This is a genomic window from Cyanobium sp. LEGE 06143, assembly GCF_015207535.1.
Classification (GTDB): domain Bacteria; phylum Cyanobacteriota; class Cyanobacteriia; order PCC-6307; family Cyanobiaceae; genus NIES-981.
The window spans coordinates 1-8,794 of sequence record NZ_JADEWP010000106.1 but is presented as its reverse complement, the minus strand read 5'-3'; the positions used below and the strand labels follow the sequence as shown (position 1 = coordinate 8,794).

The 8,794-nt window shown below is 65.9% G+C and carries 17 protein-coding genes and 1 tRNA gene; 10 read left to right on the top strand and 8 right to left on the bottom strand.

Features of this window, described 5'->3' with window-relative positions:
• Positions 1–104 precede the first annotated feature (104 nt).
• Positions 105–605 carry a DUF2214 family protein gene (locus tag IQ216_RS08670; RefSeq protein ID WP_186699189.1) on the bottom strand — a complete coding sequence of 167 codons (501 nt, stop codon included), beginning with the start codon at positions 603–605 and terminating at the stop codon, positions 105–107.
• A gap of 194 nt (positions 606–799) precedes the next feature.
• On the opposite strand from IQ216_RS08670, the gene IQ216_RS08665 reads away from it, so the two are divergent.
• From IQ216_RS08665 to IQ216_RS08645, 5 genes are all read left to right on the top strand, one after another.
• The gene (locus IQ216_RS08665; RefSeq protein WP_193815159.1) at positions 800–1,720 is read left to right on the top strand and encodes a sigma-70 family RNA polymerase sigma factor; all 921 of its coding nucleotides are present in this window, start codon (positions 800–802) and stop codon (positions 1,718–1,720) included.
• 39 nt (positions 1,721–1,759) lie between these two features.
• Positions 1,760–2,110, top strand: a complete 351-nt coding sequence (locus IQ216_RS08660; protein WP_186699193.1) for a YkvA family protein — start codon at positions 1,760–1,762, stop codon at positions 2,108–2,110.
• A 59-nt stretch (positions 2,111–2,169) separates the two neighbouring features.
• Positions 2,170–2,499 carry a hypothetical protein gene (locus IQ216_RS08655; RefSeq protein ID WP_193815158.1) on the top strand — a complete coding sequence of 110 codons (330 nt, stop codon included), beginning with the start codon at positions 2,170–2,172 and terminating at the stop codon, positions 2,497–2,499.
• A 51-nt stretch (positions 2,500–2,550) separates the two neighbouring features.
• Positions 2,551–2,787 carry a hypothetical protein gene (locus tag IQ216_RS08650; RefSeq protein ID WP_193815157.1) on the top strand — a complete coding sequence of 79 codons (237 nt, stop codon included), beginning with the start codon at positions 2,551–2,553 and terminating at the stop codon, positions 2,785–2,787.
• Between the two features lie 82 nt (positions 2,788–2,869).
• A complete protein-coding gene (locus IQ216_RS08645; protein WP_225875803.1) occupies positions 2,870–3,385 on the top strand; it encodes a phosphate-starvation-inducible PsiE family protein in 516 nt (171 codons plus the stop codon).
• On the opposite strand, the gene IQ216_RS08640 is transcribed toward IQ216_RS08645, so the two are convergent.
• Complete coding sequence (locus IQ216_RS08640; RefSeq protein ID WP_193815156.1) at positions 3,321–3,851, bottom strand: Nif11 domain/cupin domain-containing protein; 531 nt, start codon at positions 3,849–3,851, stop codon at positions 3,321–3,323. The genes IQ216_RS08645 and IQ216_RS08640 overlap by 65 nt on opposite strands.
• On the bottom strand, positions 3,844–4,311 hold the full coding sequence (locus IQ216_RS08635) for a GNAT family N-acetyltransferase (RefSeq protein WP_228007306.1): 468 nt from the start codon (positions 4,309–4,311) through the stop codon (positions 3,844–3,846). The genes IQ216_RS08640 and IQ216_RS08635 overlap by 8 nt, the downstream gene beginning before the upstream one ends.
• A gap of 236 nt (positions 4,312–4,547) precedes the next feature.
• Between IQ216_RS08635 and IQ216_RS08630 the strand changes: the two genes are divergently transcribed.
• Together IQ216_RS08630 and IQ216_RS08625 are read left to right on the top strand one after the other, a co-directional pair.
• Positions 4,548–4,913, top strand: a complete 366-nt coding sequence (locus IQ216_RS08630) for an AbrB family transcriptional regulator (protein WP_186699203.1) — start codon at positions 4,548–4,550, stop codon at positions 4,911–4,913.
• A gap of 117 nt (positions 4,914–5,030) precedes the next feature.
• Complete coding sequence (locus IQ216_RS08625; protein WP_370566676.1) at positions 5,031–5,432, top strand: c-type cytochrome; 402 nt, start codon at positions 5,031–5,033, stop codon at positions 5,430–5,432.
• Between the two features lie 24 nt (positions 5,433–5,456).
• Here the strand turns inward: IQ216_RS08625 and IQ216_RS08620 are convergent, their stop codons facing one another.
• Complete coding sequence (locus IQ216_RS08620) at positions 5,457–5,726, bottom strand: YciI family protein (protein ID WP_186700256.1); 270 nt, start codon at positions 5,724–5,726, stop codon at positions 5,457–5,459.
• A gap of 134 nt (positions 5,727–5,860) precedes the next feature.
• Between IQ216_RS08620 and IQ216_RS08615 the strand changes: the two genes are divergently transcribed.
• Positions 5,861–6,127, top strand: a complete 267-nt coding sequence (locus tag IQ216_RS08615) for a hypothetical protein (protein ID WP_193815154.1) — start codon at positions 5,861–5,863, stop codon at positions 6,125–6,127.
• A gap of 40 nt (positions 6,128–6,167) precedes the next feature.
• Here the strand turns inward: IQ216_RS08615 and IQ216_RS08610 are convergent, their stop codons facing one another.
• From IQ216_RS08610 to IQ216_RS08595, 4 genes are read right to left on the bottom strand one after another with little or no spacing between them, the layout of a single operon-like run.
• Positions 6,168–6,779 carry a DUF938 domain-containing protein gene (locus IQ216_RS08610; RefSeq protein ID WP_193815153.1) on the bottom strand — a complete coding sequence of 204 codons (612 nt, stop codon included), beginning with the start codon at positions 6,777–6,779 and terminating at the stop codon, positions 6,168–6,170.
• Positions 6,780–6,798: 19 nt separating this feature from the next.
• The gene (gene trpA, locus IQ216_RS08605; RefSeq protein WP_193815152.1) at positions 6,799–7,614 is read right to left on the bottom strand and encodes a tryptophan synthase subunit alpha; all 816 of its coding nucleotides are present in this window, start codon (positions 7,612–7,614) and stop codon (positions 6,799–6,801) included.
• Between the two features lie 27 nt (positions 7,615–7,641).
• The gene (locus IQ216_RS08600) at positions 7,642–8,037 is read right to left on the bottom strand and encodes a DUF3007 family protein (protein WP_193815151.1); all 396 of its coding nucleotides are present in this window, start codon (positions 8,035–8,037) and stop codon (positions 7,642–7,644) included.
• Positions 8,034–8,285, bottom strand: coding sequence for an NAD(P)H-quinone oxidoreductase subunit L (locus IQ216_RS08595; protein WP_186699213.1), 252 nt, complete (start codon positions 8,283–8,285; stop codon positions 8,034–8,036). The genes IQ216_RS08600 and IQ216_RS08595 overlap by 4 nt, the downstream gene beginning before the upstream one ends.
• 43 nt (positions 8,286–8,328) lie before the next feature.
• Here IQ216_RS08595 and IQ216_RS08590 point away from each other — a divergent pair.
• A tRNA-Leu gene (locus tag IQ216_RS08590) sits at positions 8,329–8,412 on the top strand.
• A gap of 178 nt (positions 8,413–8,590) precedes the next feature.
• On the top strand, positions 8,591–8,794 hold a 204-nt coding region (locus tag IQ216_RS08585), incomplete at its 3' end, for a LysM domain-containing protein (RefSeq protein ID WP_193815150.1).

The window sequence follows — 8,794 nt, the reverse complement described above, 5'->3', positions numbered from 1 at the left end:
GGTTAAGGGGGCTGAGATCGCCAGCCCAAGCAGGCCCAGGCCCAGAGCGCCAGGGACAGCTGGGAGGAGCCGTTGCGGCAAGCGATGCATCCTGCTCAGCGGTCTCAGCCCAACCCCTGGCTGGGCAGACCCACGCCCCGGGCCATGAGGGTGGCCAGCAGGGGGATCAGGGCGAAACCGGCCAGTTCAATGTTCAGGATCCAGGACAGCCGTTGGGCCAGGGCCTCACTCACCTGGGGCAGTTCGCCCTTGCGCAGCGGAATCGCCCAGAGGATGTAGGTGACTGTTGGATACAGGGACAGGGCGCCCACGGAGAGGTAGACCCCGACCTTCCACCAGAAGAGGGGATTCTCGGTGTAGAAGCCGCTCCCCTGTCCGTAATACAACACACGCAGGATGCCGCTGCCCAGGAGCGCCAGGGCCGCCAGGCCGTAGACGATGTCCGTGATCACCATCAAGGTGGCGTTCTCCCGGCTGGGGTTTGGGGCGATCAGGCGACGCTCCAGCACAAGAGCCCCGAAACACACCATGAAGCTCAGGTAATGCAGATAAGCCACCCCGGCCCGGGGCAGCACTTCAGCGGGAAGCGAGTCCAGCAGTGGCATGTGGGGGTGAACTCCAGGGTTGTTCAGCCGCGGGATTTTAACGGTGACATCCCGCAGGCTGCGAGCCCGGGGGCTGGAGGTGAAGATGAAGTGTTCCTAAAAATGTGTAGCAAGTTGGAAGGTTGGAAGCTTTTCCGTTGGTTCTTCATTTGGCCGAAAAACTCCTTAGGTTCATTGAACTGAAACCGCGATTGATGCCAAGCTCCCTGAGCGCCTATCTGGCCGAAATCGGTCGCCATCAACTGCTCTCGCCGGAGCAGGAGCTCACCCTGGGCCGCAAGGTGCAGGCCATGGCCGGGTTGCAGGAGCGCTGCCGGGAGGCCGGCGGTCAGGGCCCCGCCTGTGAGTACAGCGACCAGGAGCGCCGCGCCCTGCGCCTGGGTGAGCGGGCCAAGAACCAGATGATCACGGCCAACCTGCGGCTGGTGGTGAACCTGGCCAAGCGCTACCAGAACAAGGGTCTTGATCTGCTGGATCTGATTCAGGAGGGCACCCTGGGCCTGACCCGTGCCGTGGAGAAGTACGACCCCACCCGCGGCAACCGCTTCAGCACCTACGCCTACTGGTGGATCCGGCAGGGTCTGAACCGGGCGCTCTCCACCCAGAGCCGCACGATCCGGATCCCCGTCAATGTGAATGAGAAGCTCACCCGCCTGAGGGCCGCCAAGGCCCGCTACCTGCAATGCCATGGCGTCAACCCTGGCGCCCCAGCCCTGGCCAGGGCGATGAACCTGCCGCTGTCTGAAGTGGAGGAGCTGATGGGCTGCGAACTGCGCAGCATCACCGTCAGCCTGCAGGGGGTGGTGAAGTCCAAGTCAGACCCCTCCGAGCTGGTGGATGTGCTGCCCAGTCAGGATCTGGCGCCGATGGAGCGGGCCGAACTGGCCGAGCGCAGTGCCTCGGTGTGGGTGTTGCTGGAGCGCTCCAACCTCACTCCCAAGGAACGAACGGTGTTGATGCTGCGCTTCGGGCTGGATGGCAGCCACGAGTGGCGCACCCTGGCGGAAGTGGCGCGACAGCTGGATTGCAGCCGCGAATATTGCCGGCAGGTTGTGCAGCGCGCCCTGCGCAAACTGCGGAAAACCGGCATTGAAACGGGCCTGGTCGAAGCCTGACTCGGTCAAGAATGGCAAGGTCGGCCTGTTGAATGTCACGTGTCAAATTCCGTTGATGCTGAGGTGCTGGAGAGCACCGTCGTTGACGAAGCCCTGCTGCTGAGACTGCTGCGCCGTGCTGGGCGGGGCATTGCCAGGCCGGCTCTGGAATGCCTGGAGATGCTTCTGGATGGGGACACCCCCACGCCGGCCAAGCTCACGGTGCTCGCTGCCCTCACCTATCTCCTGGTGCCCCTGGATCTGATTCCAGATTTCATTCCGGTGGCAGGCTTCAGTGATGATCTGGTGGCCATCACCGCCCTTCTGGGCATCTGCGGTCGCCACCGCACCGAAACCATCAGGATGCGGGCGCAGCGCAGACTGGACCGCTGGTTCCCGCTGGGACGCTGATCGGTCAAGCTTCTGGCCCGTTCCCCGCTGTCCCGTTCCTGCCGTGATTCGCTGTTGCCATGTCCGCGCTGAGCCCTGAGCAGCTCGAGGAGCTTCAGGCCTTCCTCAAGGACTGGCTGCGGCACAGCGGCCGCACCCAGGCCGACCTGCGGCGGGCGCTGCAGGCGAGCTCGATCCGGATGCCGGTGCTGCTCGAGGCCCTGCAGCACACCTACGCGGGTGAGGGGCTCACGGGTCTGGCTGGCCAGCTCTGCGGCATTGAGGAGCGCTGGCAGCTGGAAGATCAGGCCATCGACACCGTTCCTGCGCCAACGGCCCAGGACGGCAGCGCTTCCCTCGGCCAGCTGGATCTGTTGTTGCAGGAGATCCGCTCTGAACGGCGCGATTGAGTCGTTGTCGCCAGAGTGGGCGCAACGCGTCACATCCGCATGATCACGTCCATGGTCCGGGTCCTGGCCCTGTTCTGCCTGGCGTGGGGAGCGGTGGAGCTGCCAGCAGCCCTGGCCCAACGGGAGGGCTATCTGCTCGGTCCAGGCAGTTCCGTCGGCCCTGCGACCAGGGTGAAGCCCACCAACTGTGTCACCGCACCCGATGGAGCGGTGACCTGTGACACCGAGTTGGAAAATCCTGCCGGCGACACCCCGGCCAGGCCGCAGTTCGAGTTGTTTGAAAACTGAGCCTCCCCACGGGAGCTGCATCGTTCTTGGGGGTGTTCAGGCCCCAGGCCCACCTGTGGTGCAAGAGTTGGGCGCCTGATGGATGCCAACCCTGTCCCGGCCCCTCGTGTTGCGTCTGCAGCGTCTGCTCGACGACGTCTACTACCTGTCCGTGATCGACCGCGCCGAGCGGCAGCTGGCCAAGCTGCTCGGCATCGTGCTGGTCGTGGTGATGGCGGCGGCCACCCTGCAGTTGATCTGGCAGGTGGCGTTGGCCCTGAGCGTTTCCGAGACCCCCTGGCTGGGCGACAAGCTGAACCGGGTGCTGGGCGATCTGCTGAACCTGCTGATCGCCGTGGAGGTGCTGCAGAACATCACCTCCTATCTGCGCCGCCACGTGGTTCAGATCGAGCTGGTGCTGCTCACGGCCATGACCGCTGTGGCCCGGAAGGTGATCGTGTTGCCCGCCGGTGCCGAGAGCAAGCCCCAACTGCTGGCCGGGCTCGGCATCGCCGTGCTCGCCCTGGCCGGGGCCTACTGGTTGGTGCGTTCGCTCACCCTGCGCAGGAAGCGCTCCAGAAAAGTGCGAGCCAGACGGAGCCGGGGGCAGGATCTGTAGCGACGACGCGATGGCGCCGGTGGGGCGCGATCAGCATCCAGTCGCCCTGCTGAAGAGCCCTGGCGCCGGGCTCATCGGCGAACTGCAGCAGGGCTGAACCCTGCACCAGGGTGATCCACTCATGCTCCGTCTGGTCGTACCACTGATCGCCCGGCGTAGTGGCCGCGCAGGAGTGAATCCGCTCCAGCCTCCAGCCCTCACCCCTCACCAACACGCTGCAGGATTCAGCCCCCTGCGGTGGGCAGGGCTGGCTCAGCAGGTTGGTGCTCACAGCTCCGGGTTGGGGCGGCTCTCCCCAGCGGCGCCCAATCTCAAAACCGCAACGGCTTGCCAGCTCCACGACCTGGTGATGGTGCTCACAGTCCCTCAAGGCCTGGCGCAGGGCTGGGTCTGTCTCGGCGAGCTCTACAAAGGCATTCAGTTGCCTCACCTTCTCCAGAAACTGTTGCAGTTGGGCTTCAGCCACGGGCGGCAGCGGCACCGAGGTGCGCGGTGGTCAGCGGTTTGATCATCCGCCAGCGCTCGAAGCTCACGCCTTGCAGCTGCACCGTTTCGGCCGCCTCCACCTGCCAGCCGCGCCTCAGCAGCAGGGGCCGGGACAGCTGGCTGGCCTCCGTGCGCAGCTGGGGGACGCCATGCCGCCGGGCGTGGGCCTCCAACTGTTCGAGAATGGTGCTCGCCAGCCCGCGTCGGCTGGCCACGCCGCGGCAGTAGAGCAGGGAGAGGCGATCGGCTGGTTCGAGAATCCCGAAGGCCTCGAGCTCATTGGGTTGATCCACTGGGTGGCTGCCCAAGCCGTAGCCCTGCTGCAGGGCGATCGCCACGCCATTGCTGCGGGAGGAATGCTCAACCCAGGCTGCAATCTGTGCGGGGCTGTAGAGCCGAACAGCCTGGCTGACCACGGCGTCCCGATAGAGCAGGAGCAACTGTTCCAGGTCGCTAGGCCGCAGGATGCGTAAGCGGTTCATCCACCCGATCCTCCCAAGGCATGTTCTATCACCTCGTTGATGGTGGCGGTGGCCGTGGCACAGAGGGCCGCCCAATTGGCTTGGGATCACCATTCTCAAGTTGCAAGCTTGTCAACAGCATCCGGTGGTGTAAATTTAAGAAGTCTTAGAGGGAAGTTTCCCCCTATCACCTCCCCCTACCACCTCCCTGACCGATGCTCACTGGATCTGAACTGCTCGCCAAGGTCAAAGAGCTTGGTGACGTGAGTAAGTCGGAGATCGTCCGCGCCTGCGGTTACGTCTCCACCAAGAAGGACGGCGGCGATCGCCTCAACTTCACGGCCTTCTATGAAGCCCTGCTCGAAGCCAAGGGCGTCGAGCTCGGTGGCACGGGCAAGGTCGGCAAAGGTGGGCGCAAGCTCAGCTATGTCGCCACCGTGCAGGGCAATGGCAATCTGCTGATCGGCAAGGCCTACACTGCCCTGCTGGATCTCAAGCCCGGCGATGAGTTTGAAATCAAGCTGGGCCGGAAGCAGATCCGTCTGATCCCCGCAGGCGCCACCGACGAAGACGAGGAGTGATGCTTCGCCGGCTGCCTCAGCGCCGCAGCTGAGCCAGTCTGGATGGCGACGTTCTCCCCCTGCTGCTGATTTTCATCGGGGTGCCAACCTGATGGATCAGCAGGTGTGATTCAGCCGATGCCATCCAGTGTTCTCTCCATCCGACCTCCTGCTGCTCAACGGCTCCAGGAGGTTTTCAGCAGGGGCTTTGCGGTCGTGGCGATGCTGGTGTGGGTCGCTCTGGTGGCGCTGGTGCCTCCAGCCCACGCCGCCATGGCCAGCAGCGACGGAGCTCAGCTGTTTGCCAATCACTGCGCCGGCTGCCACATCCATGGCGGCAATGTTCTGCGTCGGGGCAAAACCCTCAAGCTGGCTGCCCTGGAGCGCCAGGGCGTTGCCTCCGAGGCCGCGATTGCTGCGATTGCAGCAGCTGGTGTGGGCCAGATGGGGGGGTACGCGAACGTGCTCGGCGAGGACGGCGTCCAGGCTGTAGCGGCCTGGGTCTGGGATCAGGCCCAGGCGGGCTGGCCCCGCAGCTGATCCCATCCCTGTTTGTCTGCAGGGTCAAAAGGCCTGAATCCAGCCATGGATCTCCACGGCAGTCCAGATGCCTTCTCGCCAGTAGATGTCCCCTTTGACGAGGGCCTCGACCTGCTCGCGGCTGTCGGCCTCATAGATGCCGAACACATGGGTGCTGCCTTCGGTGGGTCCCAGGGTGATCAGCGTTCCCGCCTGCTTCTGCCGTTTGAGCCCGGCGAGATGCTCCTCCCGAAACGGTGTGCGCTTGTCCAGCGCATCGTTGCAGTAGGTGCCCCAGAGCACGAAGCGGGCCATGGCGGAGTGGTGGAGGGCCTCGACCCTATCGGTGCCGGTGCACAAAGCGGAACGCGCTGGCGCCAACGCCACCCTCAGCCCCACCTCAAGGTGATAGGACAGCACTACGACCATCGCGCCCTTCTCCAACCATGTTGATCCGTGCCGCTGCCCTGGTGTTCCTGGCCTTCGGAGCGCTGGTGTCTGAGCTGCCAGCCGAAGCCAACATGATGGATTTCATGATCCGCAAGTATTGCCTCGCTGCGGTGAATGATGAGGTCAAGGCTTCCGGGAAGCCGGCGCCGGCCGGCATGGCCGACTACACCTGCGACTGCGTGGTGCAGCAGATGAAGAGCGGCAGCAGTCAGGAGCAGGCCAAAACCACCTGCAAGGCCCGCACGGCCAAGAAGTACAACCTCTGAGCCCCCTGGGCCGTCGCCACCGCGGTGTCGTTCCAGGGGGTCAAGGCTGCCGGCCCCAGATCAGCACGCGGTTGTTGGCGGGTAAGGGCAGATCCGCCACCGGCTCCAGCCCATTTCCCTTGGCCAGGTGATTCAGAGCGCGGCTGTCGCGCACGCCCATGGCGGGGTCGATGCTGCGCAGGTGGGCATCAAAGGCAGCGTTGCTCTCCGCCGTGTGCACGCCGTTGTCGCAGAAGGGTCCATAGAGCAGCAGCAGGCCCCCGGGAGCCAGCACCCCGGCGCTGCCGTTGAAAAAGGCCGCCACGGCGGGCTCGCCCATGATGTGGGCGGTGTTGGCACTGAACACGGCGTTGTAGGGCCCTGCCGGCCAGGCGTGAGCCTCCAGCACATTGAGCGCCATCGCCGGCAGCAGCCGCGACCCTGGGGCGGCGTGCTCAGCCCCCTCTGCGTCGATGCGCTCCTGCAGGGGGCCAACCCCTTCGGAACGCTCACTCGGCTGCCAGATCAGCTGCGCCAACTGCCTGGTGAAGGCCACCCCGTGCTGGCCGCTGCCGGAGCCCACCTCCAGCACCGCGCCCCCCGCGGGCAGCCACTGGCGCAGCACCGCCAGGATCGGAGCCGCGTTGCGGTCGCAGGCAGGGGAATACAGCATCACGGTTCGCTTGAGAAGCTCAGGGGTCCAGTCCGGCCCGCAGCTCGGCGCAGAAGCGGCCAGCGGCCGCGGCCACATCGGCCTGCTGGGTGTGGGCCTCAGCCATCACCCGCACCAGGGCACTGCCCACGATGGCGCCATTGGCTCCCCAGTCGCGCACCTGGCGCACCTGCTCCACCCCGGAGATGCCGAAGCCCACGGCCACCGGGGTGTCTGCCTGCGCCTTGAGCTGGGTCACCAGGGGGCCCACCCGGGCCTCGAGCCCTGCGCGCACGCCCGTGACCCCGGTGACACTGACCAGATAGGTGAAGCCGCGGCTGGCCTGGTGAATGCGGGCCATGCGTTGGGCCGGGGTGGTGGGGGCCACCAGCAGCACCAGATCAAGCCCGGCGGCGGCGGCGATGCCTGAGAGTTTCTCGGCCTCCTCCAGGGGCAGGTCCGGCACCACCAGGCCGGCGGCACCGCTGGCCGCGGCGGCCTGGCAGAAGGCCTCCATGCCCCGGTTGAGCAGTGGATTGCTGTAGGTGAACAGCACCACCGGCAGCCTGAGCTCGCCGCGCAGGCTGGCCAGCATCTCCAGCACCCTGGCGGGGGTGGTGCCGGCCGCCAGGGCCCGGCTGGCAGCCGCCTGAATCACGGGGCCGTCGGCGAGGGGATCGCTGTAGGGAATGCCCAGCTCCACCAGGTCGGCGCCGGCCGCCTCGAGGGCCAGCAGGGCGGCCCGGGTGGTGGCCAGATCCGGATCCCCGGCCATCAGAAACGGCATCAGGGCACAGCGACCCTGCTGCTCCAGCTGATCGAAGCGCTGCTGAATCGGAGTTGGGGCGACGGACACAGCGGCGGCAGGGGCTGGTCTGTGAGCCTATGCCTCGCCGTGGAGGGTCTCAGCGGTCGTGGTCTCGCCTGAGGCTGGAGCCGAGTCGGGCCGTTCCGCCTCCGGGCCGAGTTGGCCGGTGTCGCGCAGCAGCCTCAGCTGGTCTTCAGGGTTGAGGGCATCGAATTTGCGTTGCAGCGCCTCGGTGGTCGCGGCGTCGTAGGCCTCGCGATAGGTGCGGCGCTGCTGCATGTAGGTCATGTTGCCGCTGAGGGCCCTGAGCAGGTAGGTGGCGGTCCAGCCCACCACCAGCACCATCAGCAGGGCCGACGCGGCGATGCCGGCGGAGAAGCCCTCGAAACCATTGGCCTGAAACAGCGCATAGCCCAAGGCCCCGAGGCCGAACACCGCCAGCCCGAGCAGCAGGGATTGACCCTTGGTCATCGGGCAGCCTGGCCGGCCATGCGCAGATTGATGAATGGCGCGAACAGAATCAGCCCAGGGAAGAACAGGAACACCAGTCCATAGATCCCGAAGCGCTCCACTTTGCCCATCACCGTCCAGCGCTTGACCATCCAGGCGTACAGGGCCAGGGGGATCACCACCAGATAGGCCCCGCCGAGGGCGACGTAGAGGGCGAGCACCGGCAGAACCCCGGAGGGCAGCGCTCCCAGAAGACCAAGAAGGGACACGGCCGAAGTGGCATCGATGGGGCAAATCTAGAGTGCCTTTGCCGGGGGCATGGCGGAATCGGTAGACGCAGCAGACTTAAAATCTGCAGACCGCGAGGTTGTGGGGGTTCAAGTCCCCCTGCCCCCACTAGGGTCGAACCAAGCCGAAGGGATCCAGGGTGGTGAGAGACGTCCCAGCCCAGCAGCCAGCCTCAGCCTCGCTGCCAAGCCCAGCAAAGCAACCAAGCCCACCCCAGCAACCAAGCCCGTTTTTTCTGGAATCAGGCTCAGGCCGGCAGCTCGCTTCCGTTGGGGCCTCTGGCCTGTTGTCCTCCCTGTTGTTCGGGTTGTTCGGCAGCCTCTGGGTTCTGGGGGGGCTCGGGACAGTGCTGGCCACAGCGGTGCTGCTGCCCGGAGCCCGGCCCGCCCTGGCCCAGGCGGCCGCCAGGCCGCGTCAGGTCACGGTGAAGGAGGGTGACACGCTCGAGGTGATTGCCGGACGCCACGGGGTGTCCGTGGAGGCCCTGCAG